The sequence below is a fragment of the Pseudohoeflea suaedae genome (assembly GCF_004354915.1).
Classification (GTDB): domain Bacteria; phylum Pseudomonadota; class Alphaproteobacteria; order Rhizobiales; family Rhizobiaceae; genus Pseudohoeflea; species Pseudohoeflea suaedae.
The window spans coordinates 304,899-327,894 of sequence record NZ_SMSI01000004.1; the positions used below are offsets into that span (position 1 = coordinate 304,899).

General features: G+C 62.4%; 22 protein-coding genes. 7 read left to right on the forward strand and 15 right to left on the reverse strand.

Annotated elements, in window-relative coordinates; genetic code table 11:
* Window positions 1–4: 4 nt before the first annotated feature.
* From E2A64_RS17430 to ade, 5 genes are all read left to right on the forward strand, one after another.
* Complete coding sequence (locus E2A64_RS17430) at window positions 5–781, forward strand: ABC transporter ATP-binding protein (RefSeq protein WP_133285792.1); 777 nt, start codon at window positions 5–7, stop codon at window positions 779–781.
* A gap of 18 nt (window positions 782–799) precedes the next feature.
* Window positions 800–1,678 carry an ABC transporter permease gene (locus E2A64_RS17435; RefSeq protein ID WP_133285853.1) on the forward strand — a complete coding sequence of 293 codons (879 nt, stop codon included), beginning with the start codon at window positions 800–802 and terminating at the stop codon, window positions 1,676–1,678.
* Window positions 1,675–2,781, forward strand: coding sequence for an ABC transporter permease (locus E2A64_RS17440; protein WP_133285793.1), 1,107 nt, complete (start codon window positions 1,675–1,677; stop codon window positions 2,779–2,781). Before E2A64_RS17435 ends, E2A64_RS17440 begins: the two co-directional genes overlap by 4 nt.
* A 43-nt stretch (window positions 2,782–2,824) precedes the next feature.
* Window positions 2,825–3,793: an ABC transporter substrate-binding protein gene (locus tag E2A64_RS17445; protein WP_428977507.1), complete on the forward strand. Its 969-nt coding sequence runs from the start codon at window positions 2,825–2,827 to the stop codon at window positions 3,791–3,793.
* Window positions 3,794–3,885: 92 nt separating this feature from the next.
* Window positions 3,886–5,586 carry an adenine deaminase gene (ade, locus tag E2A64_RS17450; RefSeq protein ID WP_133285795.1) on the forward strand — a complete coding sequence of 567 codons (1,701 nt, stop codon included), beginning with the start codon at window positions 3,886–3,888 and terminating at the stop codon, window positions 5,584–5,586.
* Between the two features lie 147 nt (window positions 5,587–5,733).
* Here ade and E2A64_RS17455 read toward each other — a convergent pair whose 3' ends face one another.
* Complete coding sequence (locus E2A64_RS17455) at window positions 5,734–7,374, reverse strand: alpha-amylase family glycosyl hydrolase (RefSeq protein ID WP_133285796.1); 1,641 nt, start codon at window positions 7,372–7,374, stop codon at window positions 5,734–5,736.
* A 61-nt stretch (window positions 7,375–7,435) separates the two neighbouring features.
* A complete protein-coding gene (gene rirA, locus E2A64_RS17460; RefSeq protein WP_133285854.1) occupies window positions 7,436–7,885 on the reverse strand; it encodes an iron-responsive transcriptional regulator RirA in 450 nt (149 codons plus the stop codon).
* Window positions 7,886–8,036: 151 nt separating this feature from the next.
* On the opposite strand from rirA, the gene E2A64_RS17465 reads away from it, so the two are divergent.
* A complete protein-coding gene (locus E2A64_RS17465) occupies window positions 8,037–9,245 on the forward strand; it encodes a serine hydrolase domain-containing protein (protein WP_244598355.1) in 1,209 nt (402 codons plus the stop codon).
* A 5-nt stretch (window positions 9,246–9,250) separates the two neighbouring features.
* Here the strand turns inward: E2A64_RS17465 and E2A64_RS17470 are convergent, their stop codons facing one another.
* Complete coding sequence (locus E2A64_RS17470) at window positions 9,251–10,447, reverse strand: Mrp/NBP35 family ATP-binding protein (RefSeq protein ID WP_133285797.1); 1,197 nt, start codon at window positions 10,445–10,447, stop codon at window positions 9,251–9,253.
* A gap of 276 nt (window positions 10,448–10,723) precedes the next feature.
* Between E2A64_RS17470 and E2A64_RS17475 the strand changes: the two genes are divergently transcribed.
* A complete protein-coding gene (locus tag E2A64_RS17475; RefSeq protein ID WP_133285798.1) occupies window positions 10,724–11,335 on the forward strand; it encodes a LysE family translocator in 612 nt (203 codons plus the stop codon).
* Between the two features lie 7 nt (window positions 11,336–11,342).
* Here E2A64_RS17475 and E2A64_RS17480 read toward each other — a convergent pair whose 3' ends face one another.
* From E2A64_RS17480 to E2A64_RS17535, 12 genes are all read right to left on the reverse strand, one after another.
* A complete protein-coding gene (locus tag E2A64_RS17480; protein WP_133285799.1) occupies window positions 11,343–11,702 on the reverse strand; it encodes a DUF1304 domain-containing protein in 360 nt (119 codons plus the stop codon).
* A gap of 93 nt (window positions 11,703–11,795) precedes the next feature.
* Entirely contained in the window at window positions 11,796–13,451 is a 1,656-nt protein-coding gene (locus E2A64_RS17485) for an FAD-binding dehydrogenase (protein ID WP_133285800.1), read from the reverse strand.
* 91 nt (window positions 13,452–13,542) lie between these two features.
* Window positions 13,543–14,373 carry a phosphoenolpyruvate hydrolase family protein gene (locus tag E2A64_RS17490; protein ID WP_133285801.1) on the reverse strand — a complete coding sequence of 277 codons (831 nt, stop codon included), beginning with the start codon at window positions 14,371–14,373 and terminating at the stop codon, window positions 13,543–13,545.
* A gap of 113 nt (window positions 14,374–14,486) precedes the next feature.
* Complete coding sequence (gene doeB, locus E2A64_RS17495; protein ID WP_133285802.1) at window positions 14,487–15,479, reverse strand: N(2)-acetyl-L-2,4-diaminobutanoate deacetylase DoeB; 993 nt, start codon at window positions 15,477–15,479, stop codon at window positions 14,487–14,489.
* A 4-nt stretch (window positions 15,480–15,483) separates the two neighbouring features.
* Entirely contained in the window at window positions 15,484–16,671 is a 1,188-nt protein-coding gene (gene doeA / locus E2A64_RS17500) for an ectoine hydrolase DoeA (RefSeq protein WP_133285803.1), read from the reverse strand.
* Window positions 16,672–16,703: 32 nt separating this feature from the next.
* Window positions 16,704–17,702 carry an ectoine utilization protein EutC gene (gene eutC / locus E2A64_RS17505; protein ID WP_133285804.1) on the reverse strand — a complete coding sequence of 333 codons (999 nt, stop codon included), beginning with the start codon at window positions 17,700–17,702 and terminating at the stop codon, window positions 16,704–16,706.
* Window positions 17,702–18,700, reverse strand: a complete 999-nt coding sequence (gene eutB / locus E2A64_RS17510; RefSeq protein ID WP_133285805.1) for a hydroxyectoine utilization dehydratase EutB — start codon at window positions 18,698–18,700, stop codon at window positions 17,702–17,704. Before eutB ends, eutC begins: the two co-directional genes overlap by 1 nt.
* Entirely contained in the window at window positions 18,697–19,491 is a 795-nt protein-coding gene (locus E2A64_RS17515) for an aspartate racemase/maleate isomerase family protein (RefSeq protein ID WP_133285806.1), read from the reverse strand. Before E2A64_RS17515 ends, eutB begins: the two co-directional genes overlap by 4 nt.
* Before the next feature lie 33 nt (window positions 19,492–19,524).
* Complete coding sequence (locus E2A64_RS17520) at window positions 19,525–19,962, reverse strand: universal stress protein (RefSeq protein WP_133285807.1); 438 nt, start codon at window positions 19,960–19,962, stop codon at window positions 19,525–19,527.
* 18 nt (window positions 19,963–19,980) lie between these two features.
* Window positions 19,981–21,264: a TRAP transporter large permease gene (locus E2A64_RS17525; RefSeq protein WP_133285808.1), complete on the reverse strand. Its 1,284-nt coding sequence runs from the start codon at window positions 21,262–21,264 to the stop codon at window positions 19,981–19,983.
* Window positions 21,265–21,274: 10 nt separating this feature from the next.
* Entirely contained in the window at window positions 21,275–21,859 is a 585-nt protein-coding gene (locus E2A64_RS17530; RefSeq protein WP_133285809.1) for a TRAP transporter small permease, read from the reverse strand.
* Window positions 21,860–21,946: 87 nt separating this feature from the next.
* On the reverse strand, window positions 21,947–22,969 hold the full coding sequence (locus tag E2A64_RS17535; RefSeq protein WP_133285810.1) for a TRAP transporter substrate-binding protein: 1,023 nt from the start codon (window positions 22,967–22,969) through the stop codon (window positions 21,947–21,949).
* Window positions 22,970–22,996: the final 27 nt, after the last annotated feature.

The following is a 22,996-nucleotide window of genomic DNA, read 5'->3' on the forward strand; positions in this document are numbered from 1 at the left end:
TACAATGCCAGTCATTTCAGCAAGAAACCTGGACCTCGTCTTCCAGACCGGCGACGGCTCGGTCCAGGCGTTGTCCGATATCACGCTCGACATCGAAAAGGGCGAATTCGTCTCCCTCATCGGCCCCTCGGGCTGCGGCAAGACCACACTCCTGAGGGTGATCGCCGATCTTGAGAAACCGACCGCCGGCTCGATCACCGTCAACGGCACGACGCCTGAAAATGCACGCCTCGACGGCGCCTACGGCTATGTCTTCCAGCAAGCAGCCCTCTTCCCGTGGCGCACGATCGCCGACAACGTGGCGCTGCCCCTGGAGATCATGGGGCTGGGCGCCGAGGAAAAGGCGTCCCGCATCAAGCGCAATCTCGACCTCGTCAACCTGACCGGCTTCGAGAAGAAGTTTCCCTGGCAACTCTCCGGCGGCATGCAGCAGCGCGCGTCCATCGCCCGCGCACTCGCCGTCGAGCCCGACATGCTTCTGATGGACGAACCCTTCGGAGCGCTGGACGAGATCGTCCGCGACCACCTCAATGAAGAACTGCTGAAGCTCTGGGCCACCACGAAGAAGACCGTCGTCTTCGTCACGCACTCGATCCCGGAAGCCGTCTATCTGTCGACGAGGATTGTCGTCATGAGCCCGCGACCGGGCCGCATTCACGAGATCATCGACTGCGACCTCGGCGACGACCGGCCGCTCGACATACGCGAAACCCCGGAATTCCTGCGGATCGCTCACCAGGTCCGCGACGGCCTGCGCGAGGGACATAGCGATGAGGCGTGAGGCGCGACCATGATTACCATGCGCGACTTCTTCACCGGAAGGCTGGTGCCGGTTCTCACCATTCTCGCGGCGATCGTGGTCATCTGGTACGGCGCGGCCGTGGCGCTCAACGCGCCTGTCCTGCGCGACTTCGAAAAACGCGCCGGCGAGCAGACCCAGGGGATGGAGTTCATCCTCAAGACCTGGTCGCAGCCCAAACCCACAATGCCCGCGCCACATCAGGTGGCTGCCGCCTTCTGGAAATACACCGTCGGCGTCAAGCTCAGTTCCAACCGCAGCCTGATCTACCACTCCTGGGTCACGCTTTCCGCCACGCTTCTGGGCTTCGCCATGGGCACCGCGCTCGGCGTCGTCATCGCGATCTCGATCGTTCACGTGCCCGCGCTCGACAAGTCGCTGCTGCCCTGGATCATCACCTCGCAGACCGTGCCCATCCTGGCGGTGGCGCCCATGATCATCGTGCTTCTCGCAGCCATCGGCGTGACCGGACTTCTGCCCAAAGCGCTGATCTCGACCTATCTCTCATTCTTCCCTGTCGCCGTCGGCATGGTGAAGGGCCTGCGCTCGCCCGACATCCTGCACATGGACCTGATGCGCACCTATTCGGCAAGCCGCTCGCAGGTGCTGTGGAAGCTCAGGATTCCCGCTTCGGTGCCGTTCTTCTTCGCCTCGATCAAGGTGGCGATCGCCGCTTCGCTGATCGGCGCCATCGTCGGTGAACTGCCGACCGGCGCCGTCGCGGGCATCGGCTCCAAACTGCTGGCGGGCTCGTATTACAGCCAGACGATCGACATTTTCGCAGCGCTCATCGCAGGCTCGATCTGCGCCATCCTGCTGGTAACACTTGTCGACATCACCGGACGCTTTGTCGAACGCCGCATGGGAGTAAAGCCATGATCGCGTTTCGTCCCAACTGGCAGGCGATTGCCGCCTTCCTCGCCGGTCTGGCGAGCCTCGTCGCCCTGCCCTTCACGGCCACGATGGAAACCGGCGCCTCGCTCCTGGTCACGGTGATCGTGGTTGGCGCGTCGGTTCTCTCGATGCTGAAGCTGCGCCCCGCAGTCGAAGCCGTCATTCTCGCGGTCGCCAGCCATGGCGCAGCCTGGCTCTTGATAGGCGGACTGGAGGATGCCTTCGGCACCGCCACCTTCGGCTATTTCGCGAGCCTCGCCGCCGCCTGGCTTCTTGCCTGGCGACTGGTGACGGTTCTCTCGGAAATGAAACTGACTTCGGTCACGGCACAGCGCACGGTATCCCTGATCGTGCCCGCCATCTTCGGCATCTGGATCCTGATCCTGTGGGAGGCGCTGACGCGCGGCGGAGGTGTGCCCTTCGTGCTTCTGCCGCCGCCCTCCTCCATCGGTGCGCGCATCGTCACCTCGACCAACATCCTCGCCGCCGACTTCGTGCAGACCGTCTTGAAGGCCGTGTTCATCGGCTATCTGATCGGCACCCTGTCGGGCTTCGTGGTCGCGGTCCTCGCCGACCGGTTCCGGTTTCTCGCAGCCGGGCTTCTGCCCATCGGCAACATGGTGGCTGCCTTGCCGATGATCGGCATCGCCCCCATCATGGTGATCTGGTTCGGCTTCGACTGGCATTCCAAGGCCGCCGTCGTGGTCGTCATGACCTTCTTCCCGATGCTCGTGAACACGCTCGCAGGCCTCGCCGCCACCGGTCACATGGAGCGCGACCTGATGCGCACCTATGGCGCCAGCCACTGGCAGGTGCTGGGCAAGCTGCGGTTGCCGGTCGCCATGCCCTTCATCTTCAACGCCCTCAAGATCAATTCGACTCTCGCGCTCATCGGTGCGATCGTGGCCGAATTCTTCGGGACGCCGGTCGTCGGCATGGGCTTCCGCATTTCGACCGAGGTCGGTCGGATGAACCTCGACATGGTATGGGCGGAAATCGCGCTCGCGGCTGTGGTGGGGTCCTTGTTCTACGGCCTGCTCGCGCTTGCCGAGCGGATCGTGACATTCTGGCATCCAAGCTATCGTTGATGGCGCGGGGCCACTTCCAGAGGAGAATAAACGCATGAAAAAAATGCTCAGCACCCTTGCTACCACCGTCGCCATCACTTTTCTCGCCGGCAGCGCCCATGCCGCCGACGAGGTGACCCTGCAGCTCAAATGGGTGGCCCAGGCCCAGTTCGCCGGCTACTACGTCGCCAAGGACAAAGGCTTTTACGAGGACGCCGATCTCGACGTCACCATCAAGCCCGGCGGTCCCGACATCGCCCCGGAACAGGTGATCGCCGGCGGTGGCGCCGATGTGATCGTCGACTGGATGGGTGGCGCGCTTGCGGCCCGCGAGAAGGGCGTCGGCCTCGTCAACATCGCCCAGCCCTTCAAGAAGGCCGGCATGGAGCTGGTCTGCCCGAAGGACGGCCCGATCCAGACCACCGAGGACTTCCCGGGCCACACGCTCGGTGTCTGGTTCTTCGGAAACGAGTATCCGTTCTACGCCTGGATGAACAAGCTCGGCATTTCCACCGAAGGCGGCGATGGCGGCGTGACCGTGCTCAAGCAGAGCTTCGACGTCCAGCCGCTCATCCAGAAACAGGCCGACTGCATCTCGGTGATGACCTATAACGAGTACTGGCAGCTGATGGATGCCGGCTACAAGCCGGAAGACCTCGTCGTCTTCAACTATTCGGAACTGGGCGTCGACCTTCTCGAGGACGGCCTCTATGCCATGGAAGACGATCTCAAGGATCCGGAATTCGCCGACAAGATGGTGCGTTTCGTTTCGGCTTCGATGAAAGGCTGGAAATATGCCATCGAAAACCCGGATGAAGCCGCCGAAATCGTCATGGACAATGGCGGTCAGGACGAGAACCATCAGAAGCGCATGATGGGTGAAGTCGCCAAGCTCATCGGCGAGCCGGATGCCAAGCTGATCGAAGCGGCCTACGAGCGTACCGCGCAGGCTCTTCTCGACCAGAAGATCATCGAGACAGAGCCTTCAGGCGCGTGGACCGCGGACATCACCGACAAGGTGACCGTGGAATAACGCGTTCCAGCTTGTGAAAAGTCATGCGGCCGGCGGCAACGCCGGCCGTTTTGCTATAGTGAGCAAACGAGATTCGAACGGAGCCTTCGCCAATGACCAGCCGCCTTACCGACCGCATCGACCAGGGACAGGGCAAGACGAAAGCGGACATCGTCTTGAAGGGCGGCCGCCTCTACGATCTCGTCAGCGGTGAATTGCGCGAGGGCGACATCGCCATCTGCGGCGAGACTGTCGTGGGAACGCTGGAGCGTTATGAGGGCGTCGAGGAGATCGACATCTCCGGCCGCATCGTGGTGCCGGGCTTCATCGACACCCATCTCCACATCGAATCCTCGCTCGTCACGCCGCATGAATTCGACCGCTGCGTCCTGCCGCGCGGTATCACCACTGCGATCTGCGATCCCCACGAGATCGCCAACGTGCTCGGCGTGCCCGGTATCCGTTTCTTCCTCGATTCCGCCGAGCGCACGATCATGGATGTGCGTGTTCAGCTCTCCAGTTGCGTGCCGGCCACGCATCTCGAAACCGCGGGCGCCGAACTGAAGATCGAGGATCTGCTCCCGTTCCGCGACCACCCCAAGGTCATCGGTCTCGCCGAGTTCATGAACTTCCCGGGCCTGCTGGCAAAGGATCCCATCTGCATCGCCAAGCTGGAGGCCTTCCAGGGCGGACACATAGATGGCCATGCGCCTCTGGTGCGCGGTTATGCCTTGAATGGCTATCTTTCAGCCGGCATTCGCACCGATCACGAGACGACCACCGCGGAGGAAGCGCTCGAAAAGCTCTCCAAGGGCATGCATATTCTCGTCCGCGAAGGATCCGTCAGCCGCGATCTCGACGCGCTGATCCCGATCATGACCGAGCGCAACTCGCCCTTCCTGGCGCTGTGCACGGATGATCGCAATCCGCTCGACATCGCCGAGCACGGCCATCTCGACTACATGATCCGCCATGCGATCGCGCAAGGCGCCGATCCCCTCGCCGTCTATCGCGCCGCCTCGATCTCCGGTGCCCGAGCGTTCGGACTGCGCGACCGCGGCCTCGTGGCGCCGGGCTGGCGCGCCGATCTCGTGGTGCTCGACAGTCTCGAGGGCTGTAATGCGCAGATGGTGTTTTCCGCCGGGCGGCTGGTGACAGACGAACTCTTCGCCACCCGCGAAGACGTTGCGCCCGTGGGACTTGAAAGCGTGAGGGCACCCCGCGTCGAACCGGCAACCTTCGCCGTGCGCAAGAACAATCCGGAGACCGCCGTCATCGGCATCCTGCCGGGCAAGATCATTACCGAGAAACGCATGCTCACCCTCGATGTCTCCGAGGGCGAGAAACATGCCGACATCGACCGCGACATCCTGAAGGTCACGGTCATCGAGCGTCACGGGAAAAACGGCAACATCTCGACCGGCTTTGTGCAGGGCTTCGGCCTCAAGCACGGCGCCATCGCCTCCACCGTCGGCCATGACAGCCATAATCTCTGCGTCATCGGCGCCGACGAGGTCTCGATGGCGACGGCAGCCAACCGCATGGCCGAGATCGGCGGCGGCTTCGTGGTGGCCGAGGACGAAACGGTGATAGCGGAGATCGCGCTTCCGGTGGCGGGCCTGATGAGCCTCGAACCCTACGAAAAGGTGCGCGAGCTCTTGATCCCGCTCCGCAAGGCCGCTCGCGATCTCGGCGGCACGCTGGAAGAACCCTTCCTCCAGCTCGCCTTCCTGCCGCTGCCGGTCATCCCCCACCTGAAGATCTCCGACCGCGGCATGGTCGACGTCGACGCCTTCGAGATCATCGAGGCGTAAGCGAGATCGGCAAAAGCGACTTTCTGATAGGAAAACCCAAACTCTCTACTCGTCATTCTCGGGCTTGCCCCGAGAATCCATACCGTGATGCTGGCCGAACGGCATGGATGCCCGGATCAAGTCCGGGCATGACGACAGAGTGGCACTTCACTCAGCCTTCACGCTGTCTGCCGAAAGCCCCTTGATCAGCGCGAAACCGTTGGCGCCGAGTTTGAGGATCTCGCCGGCCATCTCGCAGTTTCGCGAGACGGGCTCGGGCGTGGCCTTCTGGCCAAGTGTCAGCGCCTGAGGCGCGCTGGAGAGATTGAACAGGCAGAGCAGGCCGTCCGCCCCCTCGCCCCGCGCAAAGCCGAGCACCGGCTCGGGCAGATCGGCAAAACTCGTCACCCCGCTCATCAGGGCGTCAGAGCTTTTTCGGTACGCCAGCATCTCGCGGTAATAGGCGAGCACCGAATTGGGATCGTCGTCCTGCCGGTCGACCGCGTGCGCCGCCTGTTCGGGCTTGACCGGCAGCCACGGCTTGGCGTCGGAAAACCCGCCATGCTCGGCCTGCGCCTGCCAGACCATCGGCGTGCGGCAGCCGTCGCGGCCCTTGTATTCGGGCCAGAAGGTGATGCCGGGCGGGTCGACGAGCTCCTCGAAGGCGAGTTCCGTTTCGGTCTGCCCGAGTTCTTCGCCCTGATAGAGGCAGATCGTCCCTTCGAGCGAGAGGAGAAGGGCAGCGGCCTGGCGGGCGAGCGCATCGGGATCGTCGGAATGCCTGGCCCAGCGGCTGACATGACGGATGACGTCGTGGTTGGAAAAGCTCCAGCACGGCCAGCCGTTGCGGTCACGCGCGGCGTCGTAAAAGGCCTTCACGCATTTCCGGAAATGTGCCGCGGAGAACTGATCGCTCAGCATTTCGAAGGAATAGGCCATGTGCAGCTTGTCGCCGTCGGCGGTGTACTCGGCCATGATGGCGTTCGCCTTGTGGCTTTCGCCGACCTCGCCCACCATCATGCGTGCGTCGTACTTGTCCATCGTCTCGCGCATGCGCCTGAGGAAAGGGACGTTCTCGGGGCGGGTCTTGGAATAGACATGGTCCTGCATGTCGTAGGGACGCACCGCGTTTCGTCCGGCGGCCGTCATCAGCGGCGGGTTGTTCCTCAGCCGCGTGTCGTGGAAATAGTAGTTCACGGTGTCGAGCCGGAACCCGTCGACGCCGCGGTCGAGCCAGAACTCCATGATGTCCAGGATTTCGTCCTGCACCGCCCTGTTGTGGAAATTCAGGTCCGGCTGCGAGGTGAGGAAGTTGTGCAGGTAATATTGCCGCCGGCGGGTATCCCACTGCCAGGCGGAACCACCGAACACGGAAGGCCAGTGATTGGGCACGAAGCCGTCCTCGTCGGCATCCGCCCAGACATACCAGTCGGCTTTCGGATTGTCGCGCGACGAGCGGCTTTCCTCGAACCACGGATGCCGGTCGGATGAATGGGAATAGACCTGGTCGACGATGACTTTGAGGCCGAGCTCGTGCGCACGCGCGATCAGCCTGTCGAAATCCTCCAGCGTGCCGAAAGTCGGGTCGATATCGCGATAATCGGAGACGTCATAGCCCATGTCCTCCATGGGCGAGGTGAAGATCGGAGACAGCCAGATGGCGTCGACCCCGAGCGAGGCGACATGATCGAGCCGGCCGGTGATCCCCTTGAGGTCACCCATGCCGTCGCCGTTGGAATCCTGAAAGGAGCGAGGGTAAATCTGGTAGATGACCGCGCCACGCCACCAGTCGGATTTCGTCTCTGCCATTCTAGCCTCCGCTATCGGGTTTCACCTGAAGCTGATCAGCCCCGGAACCCGAATGCAAGGGTCAGGCGGCAGGTTGTTCCTCGATACCGAGAAGAAGATTGATCGATGGACGGGATTTGACCAGATCATCGATCGAATATTGCGACAGAACCTCGAAGAAGGCGCCGAGTGCCTTTCGGAGCGCGCCGTTCAGGCCGCAGGAATCGACCAGCGGGCAATCCGCCATGTCGTTCTCGAAACATTCCGCCATGGCGAAATTCTCTTCCGTCACGGTCACGACATCCACCAGCGTGATCTCTTCGGCGGGACGCGCCAGGCGAATTCCGCCGTTGCGGCCGCGCACGGTTTCGACAAGCCCGGCCTTTGTCAGCGGCTGCAGGATCTTGAACAGAAACAGTTCGGAGACGTTGTAAGCCTTGGCGATCTCGGCAATACGGCTGAGTTGCCCCTTGTTCGCGCCGCAATACATCAATATCCGGATAGCGTAGTTGGTCTGGCGGGTCAGTCGCATCATGCACTCCTCGGTGGCGCTATCCTAGTTTAGAATGATTCAAGCAGAAAAGTGAACCTTTTTATTCAGGTTTTTTCCACAAATCACGGCTGGCGCGGTTTACGCGGATGAAACCTTGCAAGCATTGAATGTGTTGGCAAGGGAATTGGGAATGACAATGGCAATCGAAGACGAATTCGAAAAGAAAAACGGTTTCCCGCGCTCGGCGGCGACATTGGAGAATTGGCGCCGGCAACCTTTCAGCCGCTGGTCGTTCCGCAACGCCGCGGAACTGGTGCCCTCCGCGCGCATCGCCACGGATATGCCGCGTCCCCTGCCCCAGCGCATCCGCAATCAGGAACTCATGGCAAGCCCCGTGCAGCCCGGTTCGGGTGAAACCGTTGCGTGGTTCCTCGCCCGCAGCCAGACCGACAGCTTCGTCATGTCGCGCGATGGCCGCATCGTTGCCGAGTGGCATGCGACAGGCGTCGACCGGGAAGACCCGCATCTCGTCTTCTCGATCACCAAGTCGATCACCGCGCTGGTCTTCGCCATCCTCGAGGAAGACGGTCTCATCGATCCGTCCCTCTCCGTCGGCATGATCCTGCCCGAAACGCGCAAAAGCGCTTTCGGCGACGCCACATTGCGGGAACTTCTCGACATGCGCGTGAGCCTCGACTTCGAGGAATCCTACCTGTCGGATGGCGACTATGCCCGCTATCGCCGCGCCATGCTGTGGAACCCGCCGCAGGCAGGCCAGCCGGACGAAGGCCTCTTCAAGATGCTCTGCAGCTTGCGCAAGGGAGAGGCAGCCCACGGCGGAGCGCATGCCTACCAGTCGCCCAATTCCGACATGCTGGGCATGGTCATCGAGAAGGTGTCAGGCCGCCGCTTCACCGATCTGGTGTCCGACCTCATATGGAAGCCGCTCGGTGCTTCCGCGGACGCATTCCTGACGGTTGACCGCCTTGGCGCCCCGCGCACGGCCGGCGGCTTCTCGTGCCGTCCGCATGATCTGCTTCTGCTGGGCGAAATGATGATGAACGAAGGCGTCGGCCAGGCCGGGCGCATCATCCCCGCGCGTTTCATCCACGACATGATGAAAAACGGCGACGAGAAGATCTGGGCCGAAGGCGACCAGGCGGACTTTCTTCCGCACGGACGCTACCGCAGCCAGTGGTATCAGGTCGGGGGCGACCGCCAGGCATTCCTGGCGGCAGGCATCCACGGCCAGTATCTGTATGTCGATCCGGAAACACGCACCGTCATCGTCAAATACGCCTCGCAGGACGAACCGGCGGACGATCCTCTCGATCAGGAAAACCTCGCCTTTTTCCGCCGCCTCTGCACGGAGCAGGTGGCAGCGGAAAGCTGGAGCTGACCGCCCTATTCGAAAACGATCCTGGGTGCTGAACGGGCCTGCCCTCCGGCACCCTCAAGTCCGGCCTTAACGCCCTCGGCAATATCGAGATAGGCCCTGGCGTGCGGACCATCCGGTTCGCAGGCGACCACCGGCTTGCCCGCATCCGAGGTCTCGCGGATCGGCATGGCGAGCGGCACTTCGCCCAGGAACGGCACACCCAGCTTTTCCGCTTCGGCACGCGCGCCGCCATGACCGAAAATGTCATGACGTCCGCCGCAGTCGGGACAGACGAAATGGCTCATGTTCTCGACTAGGCCCAGGATCGGGATATTCACGCGCTTGAACATGTTGATGCCCTTGCGCGCGTCGAGAAGTGCGAGATCCTGCGGCGTCGATACGATGACCGCGCCGGCCAGCGGCACCTGCTGCGCCATGGTCAGCTGCGCGTCGCCGGTGCCTGGCGGCATGTCGACCACCAGGACATCGAGTTCGCCCCAGGCGACCTCGCGCAGCATCTGTGTCAGCGCCGACATCACCATCGGACCGCGCCAGATCATCGGCGTCTCTTCCTCGACGAGGAATCCGATCGACATGATCTTCAGCCCGTAATTCTCCATCGGCTTGAGCATGCGGCCCTCAAGCTGCTCGGGACGCCCGCTCACCCCCGTCAGCCGCGGCACCGAGGGGCCGTAGATATCGGCATCGAGAAGCCCGACGCGGAGACCCTTGGCCTTCAGCGCCAATGCGATATTGACGGCGGTCGTCGACTTGCCGACGCCGCCCTTGCCCGAGGCGACGGCGATGATCTTCGAGACACCGGGGATATCGACCTTGGCTCTTCCGCCACCCTGGCCTGGGGCACCCTGTCCCGGCGCCGTAGCGTGGGAATGGCCGTGACCGCCCTGCGCAGGACGCTGCTGCGGAGCGGACGAGGCCGGCGTGCTGCCGCCTTCACGTGCAGCGGTAAGTGCCACCATCGCGCTCTTCAGACCCTCGACCTGCAGCGCGGCTTTTTCCGCGGCCATCCGCATGGGCTCGAGTTCCTGAGCCTTTTCGGCCGGAACGGTCAGCGAGAAATAGGCCTTGCCGTCGGCAATGAAGATATCCGACACGATGCCGAGCGTAACGATATCGGTTTCCAGGTCCGGGCCGCGCACACTTCGCAGCTTGTCGAGAATCTGTTCCTTGGTGACTGTCAATTGACGCTCCCATGCCTTCATTCAGTTCCTCACATAAGGGTCATCGCATCGCGTTCCAATGGCTTTCGGCCCGAAGCGCTCAATTCCTTTTCTCGCGGACAAGAAAGAGCGGGATAACGCGGCAATCGCCGCCGATCTCCAAAGGCGAGGAGATTTCCCGCAGCCCGTCACGGCTCAGCCCGGCTGAACGCCGTGCCGGTATTGCGCAATGTGCGAAGAACTGATTTCGGTATGGTTGCGCTGCGCGATGAATTGAAGAAGCTGCTGCTCTGAACGCGGTATTGTGAGGTGCCGGCCATGTCTTTGGAAACCCTGCTCGCATTCGTGCTGGCGTCGAGCATTATCGAGATCACGCCGGGCCCGAACATGGGTTATCTCGCCGTGGTTTCGCTCGGCGAAGGCCGGCGCGCCGGTTTTCTCACCGTTCTCGGCATCGCCCTGGGCCTCGCGACGATCGGCACCGCATCCGCCATGGGACTTGCGGGCATCGTCTCCAACTCGCCACTGGCCTATGAATTCCTGCGCTGGAGCGGCGTGATCTTCATGCTGTATCTCGCCTATGACGCCTGGCGATCGGGGAATGAAGAAGAGGTCAGGCATTCCTCTGTCGCCCACTTCCGGCGCGGGCTGGTCACCAATCTCCTCAACCCGAAAGCCGCGATATTCTTTCTCACTGTCATCCCCGCATTCCTGCCGGGCGAGGTCGAAAATCTTGCCGCCAACCTGCTTCTCGTGGCGATCTATGTCGCTGTCGCAACGGTCATTCATGGCGGGATCGTGCTGCTTGCCGACAGTCTCGCGCCGTTTCTCACCGATCCGCAAAGATCGCTTCGCATCAGGCGGCTTCTGGCCGTTCTTCTCGCTTGCGTGGCGATCTGGTTCGGCTTTTCGACGGCAAACCCGGGATAGGTCCGGCTCAAAACATCAGGGAAGCAATACCAAGGAGTGCCGGCAGCGCCTGAACATAGAAAATCCGGCGTGACACGGTGACAGCGCCGTAGACACCTGCGGCGGCAACACAGCCGAAGAAGAAGAGCGCAATGTGCGACTGCCAGACCGGATTGGTGATCATCAGCGACCAGATCAGCCCGGCTGCGAGAAAGCCGTTATACAGCCCCTGATTGGCGGCCATCGCCTTGGTCGGCGCGAACATCTCTTTCGGCAGACCGCGAAAGACCTTCGGTCCGCGGCTCTCCCAGACGAACATCTCCAGCCACACGATGTAGAGATGAATTGCTGCCACCAGAACAGCGATGATAGCGCTGACGACCGACACGTGCGCCTCCCCGATTGAAACGAGAAACGACACTGACCGCATAGTCCGGCGCTGGCAACGCCCGAGCTTGCCTCATCCCCTGCTTTGCGCAGCCTAGCCGCAGGAGGCGGAGCGTCCGGCATTGCGACCGGAGAAAATGCAGCCGCCGAGGAAGGTGCCCTCAAGCGCGTTGTAGCCGTGATAACCGCCACCGCCGAACCCGGCCGCCTCTCCCACGGCGAAGAGCCCGGGAACGGGATTGCCGTCGAGACCGAGCACCCGCGCGTCGAGATCCGTCTCGAGACCGCCCAGCGTCTTGCGGGTGAGGATATGCAGCTTCACCGCGATGAGCGGCCCCTTGTCCTTGTCGAGGATCTTGTGCGGGCGCGCGGTGCGGATCAGCTTGTCACCGCGATAGTTCCGCGCGCCGTTGATTGCCACAACCTGCATGTCCTTGGAGAAGGGATTGTCGATCTGCGCATCGCGCGCGGCGATCTGGCTGCGCAATTTCTCGGTATCGATGTGATGATCCGGCGCAAGCCCGTTCATCCGTTCGACGAGCGTATCGAGATCATCCGCGACGATGAAATCCGCACCGTTTTTCTTGAAGGCCTCGACCGGAGCCGGCGCGCCCCTGGCGCCGAGCCTGGCTTTCAGCACCTCGATCCACTTCTTCGACACCAGGTCCGGGTTCTGCTCGGAACCGGAGAGCGCGAATTCCTTCTCGATGATTTTCTGGGTCAGCACGAACCAGGAGTGCTCATGGCCTCGCCTGCGGATTTCCTTGAGCGTGGAAAGTGTATCGAATCCGGGCAGGCAGGGGACCGGAAGACGCTCGCCATCGGCGTCGAACCACATCGATGACGGCCCGGGCAGGATGCGGATCCCGTGATTGGGCCAGATCGGATTCCAGTTCTGCAGGCCCTCGGTGTAATGCCACATGCGGTCGCCATTGATCACCCTGCCCCCCGCCTCCTGGGTGATGCCGATCATGCGGCCATCGACATGGGCCGGCACGCCGGCCACCATGAATTTCGGCGGCGGCCCCAGCCGGTCGATCGGCCAGTTCCTGCGCACCAGGTCGAAATTGCCGCCAATGCCGCCCGAGGCCACGATCACCGATGAGGCGCCGAGCCGAAAATCACCGGTCACATCCCGGTTCGTCGGCTGCCCGCGCGCGGCGGTGTCGCTTGCCAGAATGGCGCCATGTACGCCGGTCACCACGCCATCCACCGTGTCGATACCATCCACCCGATGGCGAAAGCGGCATTCGATCAGCCCCTTCTGGCGATGTTCGTTGACCCGGCGGAGGAACTGCTCCATCGAGCCGGGACCGCTGCCCCAGGTGATGTGGAAGCGCGGCACCGAATTGCCGTGGCCGTATCCCAGCCCACCGCCGCGTTCGGCCCAGCCGACCACGGGAAACCAGCGCAGCCCCATCCGATGCAGCCAGGAACGCATTTCGCCGGCGGCAAAATCGACATAGGCCTCGGCCCAGCGGCGCGGCCAGAAGTCTTCCGGGCGATCGAAGCCGGCCGACCCCATCCAGTCCGAAAGGGCGAGCTCACGGTTGTCGCGAATGCCCATGCGCCGCTGCTCGGGCGTGTCGATCATGAACAGCCCGCCCAGCGACCAGAACGCCTGGCCGCCGAGAAATCCTTCCGGCTCCTGATCGAGAATGATGACCTTCTTGCCGCGATCGCCCAGTTCGGCGGCAGCTGCGAGACCCGCAAGCCCTCCACCGACGACGATGACATCCGCATCCGCCATGCCTGCCTCCCTGCAGGTTGTTCATTAGCGGTGACTATGACGAATATTGCGGCTTACGCAAACCCCTGACTGCGTAAGCTCGGCGGAGGGATCAGAAGGCAACCGCCTTGAACCTGCGGGTCTGTTCCGTCAGCGCCTGCTCCGTGGGCAATCGCTCCATCGAGGACGCGCCGTAGAAGCCGTGGCAGTTCCCTGTATTGGCGAGCATGTAGGCGGCATCTTCCGGCGAGGAGACCGGGCCGCCATGCACGAGCACGATCGCGTCCCTGTTCACCTTCATCGCCGCTTCCGCCCATTCCTCCGCCATGGCGGGGCAGTCCTCGAGCTTGAGCGCCGTCTCCGCGCCGATCGAACCGCCGGTCGTGAGGCCGAAATGGCAGACGATGATGTCGGCCCCCGCTTTGGCCATCTCGGCCGCTTCGTCGGCATTGAAGACGTAGGGCGTGGTCAGCATGTCCATCTTGCTCGCAAGCCGGATCAGATCGATCTCCCGGCCGTAGGACATCCCGGTCTCCTCGAGATTCTTGCGGAAATTCCCGTCAATCAGCCCGACGGTCGGAAAATTCTGGATGCCGGCGAAGCCGAGATCCTTCAGGTGAGCGAGAAAATGGTCGAAGATGCAGAAGGGATCGGTCCCGTTGACGCCCGCGAGCACCGGCGTTTTCGTCACCACCGGAAGGATTTCCCGCGCCATCTCGACGACGACGTCATTGGCGTTGCCATAGGCCATCATGCCGGAAAGCGAACCTCGCCCCGCCATGCGGTAACGGCCTGAATTGTAGATGACGATGAGATCGATGCCGCCGGCTTCCTCGCACTTGGCAGAAAGGCCCGTGCCCGCACCACCGCCGATGATCGGGACACGCTCGGCCTTCATCTTCTGGAACCTGGCCATCAGGTCCCTGCGCTCGAATCTCGGCATGCCGTCCCTCCCTTGCGCGAACCAAACTGGTCCGACCAGATTTTCGCCGAGAGTATGAGAGGGTGCGTGCGGGATCAACAGAAATGATCGACCCCGCACGAAATGTCTTGGAATCAGTCGACGTGAACGCCGATGACGCCGAGGCAGTCCCCCGGCTGAACGAGGCCCGGGAAGTGTCTCGATATCAGCACGCCGGTCTTGTGCGAGAGATATTCGACGGGCGCCTCACCCGTCTTTTCGGTCGCCCAGATACGCGCGATCGGCTGCCCCTTCTCAACCGCCTCGCCGAGATCGACGAGCGGCTCGATAAGGCCGCGGACTTCCGAGAAGACGAAGCACTCGTGATCCGGCATGTCGAGGAAGGTGCTCGGCTGGCGCTCGATCTCCCCCTTCATGATCCCCGCATGCTTGAGAACGTTGCGCACGCCGCGCCTGGCGATCCGCGCGGAATTGGCCGAAGCCGTTCCGCCGCCGCCGAGTTCTGTCGTCACGAATACCTTGCCGTGGTTTTCGACCTCGGTATCGTACATGCCGACATTGTCGATCTCCAGAAGCCGCATCGTGTAGGGCGCGTTGAACGCGTCCACCGCTTCGGCGCATTGCCGCTCCTGCTCCTTGTCCTCAAGCACGTGCGAACAGGCGAACGGGACGAAATCGAGCGTCTTTCCGCCCGAGTGGAAATCGACCACCAGATGCGCCATCGGCACCAGTTGGGTCGCGAAGTAATCGGCAATCTTCTCGGTCACCGTTCCGTCGGGCTTGCCGGGGAAGGTGCGGTTGAGATTGCGTCCGTCGATCGGCGAAACCCGCCTTCCGGCCATGAAGGCCGGAAAGTTGAACGCCGGCACGATGATCACGCGACCGGTAATGTCGGACGGTTCGAGACTGTGAGCGAGATCCTGAAGGGCGATCGGCCCCTCATATTCGTCGCCGTGGTTCGCGCCGGTCAGAAGGGCCGTCGGCCCCTCCCCGTTCCTGATCACACAGATCGGGATCATCACCGATCCCCAGGCGGAATCATCCCGGCTGTAGGGCAGCTTCAGAAAGCCGTGATGCTTGCCGTCGACGTCGAAGGGGATCGTCGGCGAAATCGGATTGGTCGCCATCCGGTCAGCCCTTCACGAACATCTTGCGGGGGACGTTGGCGAAGCATTCCGGCCCGCCTTCCTTGATGACGATGCTCTCGGTGATCTCGAAGCCCCAGCTGTCCATCCAAAGGCCGGTCATGAAATGGAAGGTCATGTTCTCCTCGAGCACCGTCTTGTCGCCCGAGCGGAGCGACATGGTGCGCTCGCCCCAGTCCGGCGGATAGGACAGACCGATCGGGTAGCCGGTGCGGTTGTCCTTGGTGATCCCGTGTTTCTTCAGAACGCCGTAGAAGGCGTTTGCGACGTCCTCGCAGAGATTTCCCGGCCGGGCCATTTCGAGCCCCGCCTCCATGCCCTCGAGCACCGCCTTTTCGGCATTGACGAAGGTATCCGTCGGCTTGCCGAGAAACACCGTGCGCGACAGCGGGCAGTGATAGCGGCGATAGACACCGGCGATCTCGAAGAAGGTACCCTCGCCCAGCCGCAGGGGTTCGTCGCTCCAGGTCAGGTGTGGTGCCGATGCATCGATACCCGACGGCAGGAGCGGCACGATGGCCGGATAGTCGCCGCCGAAACCATAGTCGCTGTCGAACCTCAGGGCGGCGTCATAGATGTCGGCCACCAGATCGCATTTGCGAATGCCGGGTTCGACCTTCTCGAAAATGCGCTGGTGCATGCGCTCGACGATACGCGCGGCGCGGTGCATGTAGAGAAGTTCCTGATCGGATTTCACCGCGCGCTGCCAGTTCACCAGACTGTTGGCATTGACGAAGGTGGCATTGGGAAGATGCTGCTGCAGCGAGGCATGGGCCTGCGCGCTGTAGTAGTAATTGTCCATCTCGACGCCGACGCGCTTCTTGTCCCAGCCGCGCTCCTCGAGCCGCTCGGCGAGAAAGTCCATCGGGTGGCGAACCTCGGACTGCACATAATGGTCGGGATAGCCGATCATGTCGTCTTCCGACATGAAACAGGTGCGCTTCGCACCGTTGCGATCCTGGCCGCGACCGAACCAGACGGGGTCGCCGTCGGGACCGACGATGACGCATTGGTGCACATAGAACGACCAGCCGTCATAACCTGTCAGCCAGGCCATGTTGGAGGGGTCCGAGACGATCAGGACCTCCACCTCGCGTTCTTCCATAGCCTTGCGCGTCTTGTCGATACGCCGGGCAAACTCACTGCGGGAAAAGGCCAGTTGCGGTGCAGACATGTCTGTTACTTTCTATGCCGTATGACTGCTGATCATGCCTCGGAGTCGAAAGCGACGCCGAGACCCATTTGACCTGCCCTCTTCAGGGCCAGGGTTGCGATGGCCGTGTCCTGGACCCCTGTTCCGGTCAGGTCGGCAATGGTGATGGCGGAAGGCGACAGGCGCGCCTTGGCCGCACCCGTGATGATCTCTCCGAGTTCGGCGAAGCGCTTGTCGGCAGACACAACGCCCGCCTCGATCGCCGAACGCAGCTCGCCGAGTTCGGCGGTCTGCGACTGTCGGTCGGGCACATAGGCATCAGCCCTGGCCAGACACTCAGGCTCGATCTCGTTCTTGGAATGCTGGTCGGACCCCATGGCGGTGACGTGCTGCCCCGGCCTGAGCCAATCCGCCTTCAGAACCGGCTCGATCGCGGGCGTTGTGGTGATCACGATATCCGCCTCGCTGACGGCAGCCTCCGGATCGGTCATAGCCACAGCCTCGATCCCGTCCTCGGTCTTGATCCGCTCGGCCAGCGCCTCTGCCTTGGCCATGTCACGCGCCCAGAACAGCGCCTTCTTCACCGGACGGACGAGCGTCAGCGCCTGCAGTTGAAGCCGCGCCTGCATGCCCGCACCGAAAATGCAGACCGTCGCCGCATCCTCACGCGAGCAGTGTTTCGCCGCCACCGCGCCGGCCGCCGCCGTGCGCACATCGGTGAGATAGCCATTGTCGAGAAGCAGGGCCTCGAGCACCCCGGTCTTCGCCGAGAAGACCATCATCAGGCCGGACGTACTCGGCAGACCGATCTTCGGATTGTCGAAGAAGCCGGGCGAGACCTTGATGGCAAAACTGTCGAGACCCGGCACATAGGCCGTTTTGACATCGACCTCGCCATTGGCCTCCCTGATCGCAAGGCTCAGGATCGGCGGCATGACGACTTTTCCTCCGGCAAGCGCGGCAAAGGCCTTCTCGACGCAATCGACCGCGTCGCCGTCGAGCGGCACGGCTTTCCTGAGGTCGGACTGGGTGAGGATCTTGACCTTCGGCATCAGGCTACCTCCTTCATCAGATCGACATCCTCGCCGCCGATGACGCGGAAGTGCTGTTCCATGTCCACATTGCCGCCAGACAGGATCAGCGCGATCGGTCCCTTCGGCTTGAATTTTTGCGCGATGACCGCGGCGATCCCGACGGCGCCGGAGCCTTCGACGATCTGCCGCTCCTGCCAGTAGGCATGGCGCATGCCGGTGGCGATCTGGGCCTCGTTGATCAGGTAGGTTTCATCGACCAGGTCGCGGGTCATCGCGAAGGTCAGGCGGTTGAACAAACCGATGCCGCCGCCGAGGGAATCCGCGAGCGTCGGCAATTCCTCGACCTCGACGGGCTGACCGGCCTCGAGGCTTGCAATCATCGCCGCCCCGCGCTCCATCGTGATGCCGATGATGCGAATGTCCTTGTTGATGGCCTTGCAGGCTGCCGCCACTCCGGCGATCAGCCCGCCGCCCGACAGCGGCACGACGACGGTCTCGACATCCGGAACCTGGTCGACGATTTCGAGACCCAGCGTCCCCTGTCCCGCAATCACCGAGGGATGATCGAAGGGCGGGATCATCGTCATGCCGTCGGCGACCAGCTTGTCGACTTCCGCCTGGGCTTCGTCCTGCGACCTGCCGACGATGCGCACTTCCGCGCCGAGCGCGCGAATGCCGTCGACCTTCACCTGCGGCACCAGCCGCGACATGCAGATCACGCAACGCACACCCGCAGCCTTCGCGGCATGAGCCAGACCCCGGCCGTGATTGCCGGTGGACACGCCGACGACACCGGCCGAACGTTCCGTGTCCGACAGACGGGCAACCGCATTGGCCGCCCCGCGCAGCTTGAAACTGCCGGTATGCTGGAGGTGTTCGAGCTTGAGATGCACCGGCACGCCGGCGATCCGTGAAAGCGTGTCGGAGAGATTGACCGGCGTCTGGCGGATGGTCGAGGCAATGCGATCGCGCGCCGCCTCGATTTCCTCGAGACCGATGAAATCTGACTGTGTCATGCTGCAAATCCTTCATCCACGCCATCGAGCTGCAGCGTGAAAAGTCGTCCGTATTCTGTGGGGCGCCAGTCCTTGAACCCGCCGCGGCGCAGCATCTCCCAGGCACTCGCCTGGTTGGACGTCACCACTGGTTTGCCGGTGCGTTTCTCGATCTCGGAAATCGCGCCAACCGCCGGGAAAGCGGTGCAGGAGAGAAAGATCGCCTCGTTGTCCGGCCCGTCGGCGGCAATTGCCGCTTCGACGATCGTCCGTTTCGAAACCCGCGCCATGTCGCGGTCGTCAGCAAGCCCGAGGCAGTGATGGCTCGTGATGTCGAAACCACTCGAGGCGAAATAGTTTGCCACCGCTTCGCTCGCCTCCGGCAGATACGGGGTGACGATGGCGATGCGCTGCACGCCGAGGGCCTTGAAAGCACGCGCCGACGCGCCCGTCGGCAGCACCACCGGAATGCCGGGCCGCGCGGCATGGATGAACCGCTCGACCGTTTCCACTCCGATTGTGGCGGATGCCGAGGTACAGGAATAGCAAATCCCGACAAGCGGCACGCCGGGTGTTATCAGCGCCGCAGCGTCGGTGAGCAGCGGCGCCATCTTGCGCAGGTTCTCGGGAGTGGTCGGATTGGCATAATGCACGCGCGTCGTGTGCACGACCGCTTCGGGCGGAAAGATCCGCACGAAATCCGGCTCCGTGGTCATGTCGGTCGCAAGCGCGATGAGCCCGAAGCGCACCGTGTTGCCCGGGCTCTCGTAGCCGATCTGTTGCGGCGATATGGAAACTTGTGGCTCCGCCATCACGCTCTCCGGGAAACCTGCCAAAGCACCGCGTCAGACAACGAGCACCGGGCACGACGCCAGGCTCGTCACCTTGTGGGAGACGCTGCCCAGCAGAAAGCCCTCGATATCGCCCATGCCCCGGCTGCCGACGACGATCAGATCGGCGTCGTGCTCGGCGGAGAACCTGACAATGGTGCGCGCCGGCTGGCCACTCTTGATGAAGGCGCGGAACCTGGTGGCTCCGGCTTCCTTGGCAAGCACCTTGGCCTCGTCCGCCACCTCCTTGGCATAGCCGCGCATGGCGTCGTCTATGTTCTCGGGATTCTGCGGGCGTACCATCGACATCGAAGCCTCCAGCAGCGAGTGGTGCCGGAAGACGGTCAGCATGAGCAGCTCGGCATCATACTGCACCTGCATCTTCGCGCCGTAGTGGATGGCCTTCTTGGAGCCTTCCGAACCGTCGACAGCGACGACAATCGTCTTGAACATCCGTTTTCCTCCCGGTTGTTATCTGAACGCCAGGTCGCGGGCGAAGAGTGCGATCTGCGGGAAGAAGATCAGGGCCACCGCAACACCCAGAAGGATCAAGATGAAGGGCGGCGTCCCGCGGATCACCTCGATATAGGGTCGCTTGAAGACCGCTATCGCCGTGAAGATGTCGCAGCCGAACGGCGGCGTGGCGGAACCGATCGCCACCTGCAGCGTGATGATGGTGCCCACGAGCACCGGATCGAGACCGACCGCATCGACCACCGGTGCGAAGATCGGTACCAGAACGAGGATGACCACGATCGGATCGACGAACATGCAGCCGATGAAGAACGCGATCGAAATGACGAACAGAACGCCGATGGGGCCCATCTCGGTGATGCCGATGGCACCGAGGATGGCCTGAGGCACCTGCGCGAACGAGATCACCCAGGAGAAGGCCGCGCCGGCGGCCACCAGGATGAACACCACCGCCGTGATCAGGCCGGTCGACTTGGCAGTCTGGTAGACCTCGGCGACCGTGATCGACCGGAAGACGATTACTTCCAATAGCAGGGCATAGAGCACGCAGGCCGCAGCGGCCTCGGTGGGGCTGAACACGCCGCCATAGATGCCGCCGATGATGATGACCGGAAAGCCCATCGGCCAGAGAGCCGCAAGCAGGGCCTTGCCGCGCTCTGACCACGTCGCGCGCTCCTCGGTCGGCACGTTGTTACGCACCGCGTAGATGTAGCTGTAGATAGAGAACAGGACGAGGATGAGCAGTCCCGGACCGATGCCGGCAATGAAGAGCTCTGCAATCGACGTATTGGAGACCACGCCATAGATGATCATGCCGATCGACGGCGGGATCAGGAAGGCGATGTCCGAGGCGTTGACGATCAGCGCCAGGATAAAGCTGTCCTTGTAGCCGGCCTTCAGCATGCGCGGACGCAAGGGCGAGCCGACGGCGACGACCGTTGCCTGGGTGGAACCGGATACCGCGCCGAAAAGCGTGCATGCCGCAGCCGTTGAGACGGCCAGACCGCCACGGATGTGGCCCACGAAAGCCATCACCAGATCGATCAGACGTCCGGCGGACTGCCCGCGCGTCATGATGTCGGCGGCGAAGATGAACATGGGGACCGCGATCAGCGAGGCAGGACGGATGCCCGCCATCATCTGCTGGACCATGGTTTCCATCTGCCCCATGCCGCCGAACATCGTGAAGAAGCCGATGAAGGCGCCGACGATCAGCGGGATCATCATCGGAAAGCCGAGGAGCAGGAGGACGATCATCGCGATGAAAATTGTAGCTGCCATGATTGCGTCCTCAGATCTCGAGTTCGTCTTCTTCGTATCCCTCGAGCACGCTCGTCGAGAGATAGATGTCCCGTGACGTCATGTTCTTGATGGCCGTCAGCACGTATTGCGCGCCGGTCATGAAGAAGCCGATCGGCACCCAGATCAGGGTGATCCAGACGGGAATCTGAAGGGCGGGAAGAACGCGGCCGCGCGAGGCCTGCGTCAGGATGTAGGTGGTTGCGTAATAACACAGCCCGAACATGAAGACCGCGGTCACCAGCGCGATGCCGACCATCAGCGACTTGCGGACATTGCTGGGCAGGGCATCGTAGATCGCCGACATGCGGATGTGGCGTCCGTGCCGCGCTGCATAGGAAATGCCCGCGAATGTGATGAGAATGATGAGGATGCGGTTGAGCTCTTCGGAGAAGAAGAGGCTTTGCTGGAATACGAAACGGCCCACCACGTTGGAGACCGTATTCAGCGCCATCAGCAGGACGCCGCTGGCGAGAAAGAAGGATTCGATCCGGCTGATGGTCGTGTCGATCACGCCCAGAACGCCGGGCAGGCTGGTTTCATGCCGGTCGATACTATCGTCACCGCTGTCGGTCATGGCACATGTCCCCGATACTGGAGGAGACCGGGCGGGCCGAAACCCGCCCGGTCCTGTTTCTGATGATTAGTCCGGACGGATCGGGGCTCAGCCTTCTTCGGCGGCCTTCAGATCGGCCTTCATCTGGTCGAGGATCTTCTGACCGGAATCGCCGGTCATCTCGATGAAGGTCTTCTCGACGTCCTTGGCGGCTTCCTTGAAGCACTTGCGCTGCTCTTCATCGAGCACCGTGACCTTCATCTCGGGCTTGGCATCCGTGATCTTCTTCAGCTCGGAATCGGCCAGGCCCTTCTGGTAGTCGACGATGTAGTCGTAGGCTTCCGTCGAGGCCTTCTCGATGAGCTTCTGGTCGTCTTCGCCCAGTCCGTCGAAGAAGTCCTTGTTGGCCATCACCGCAGTGGTGAAGTTGTTGTGGCCGGCATAGGTGATGTAGTCGGTCACCTCATAGAGCTTCGTCGAATACAGGAAGAAGGTCGGGTTTTCCTGTCCCTGAATGATGTTGGTCTGCAACGAACCGTAGACTTCACCCCACGGCAGCGGCGTCGGCGTGGCGCCGAAAGCCTTGTAGCTCTCGACCAGGAGCGGGTTGGTCATCACGCGGAACTTCACGCCCTCGAGGTCGGCGCAGGATTCCACCGGCTCCTTGGTGGTCATGGCGACTTCGCCTTCAGGGAACATCGTGAGGAGCTCGAGACCCTGCTGGGCATAGAGCTCGGGGAACATCTCGTTGACGGCCTTGGAATCCTTGTAGAAACGCGCGAGCTGGTCCTGGTCGGTCGGCAGCAGGTACGGCACGAAGAAGACCTGGGCTTCCGGGATCAGCGAACCGGTGAAGCCGGGCGACTGATCGACGAACTGGAGAATGCCGGCCTGGGCCTGTTCCATGATGTCGGCGGATTCACCGAGCGTACCGAACGGGAAGAGCTGGATCTCGTGATCGGAATTGGCCTCGATCACTTCCTTGAACTTCTGGGCGTACTTGCCCTGCACCTCGTCCATGGCTTCCTCGAAGGCATACTTCCAGGTAGCTGCATGGGCGGTTCCGATACCTGCGATGGTGATCACGGCCGCAGCGACGGAACTGAAAAGGGTTCGCTTGTTGATGCGCATAAATGGTTACTCCTCTTGTGTTTGTGC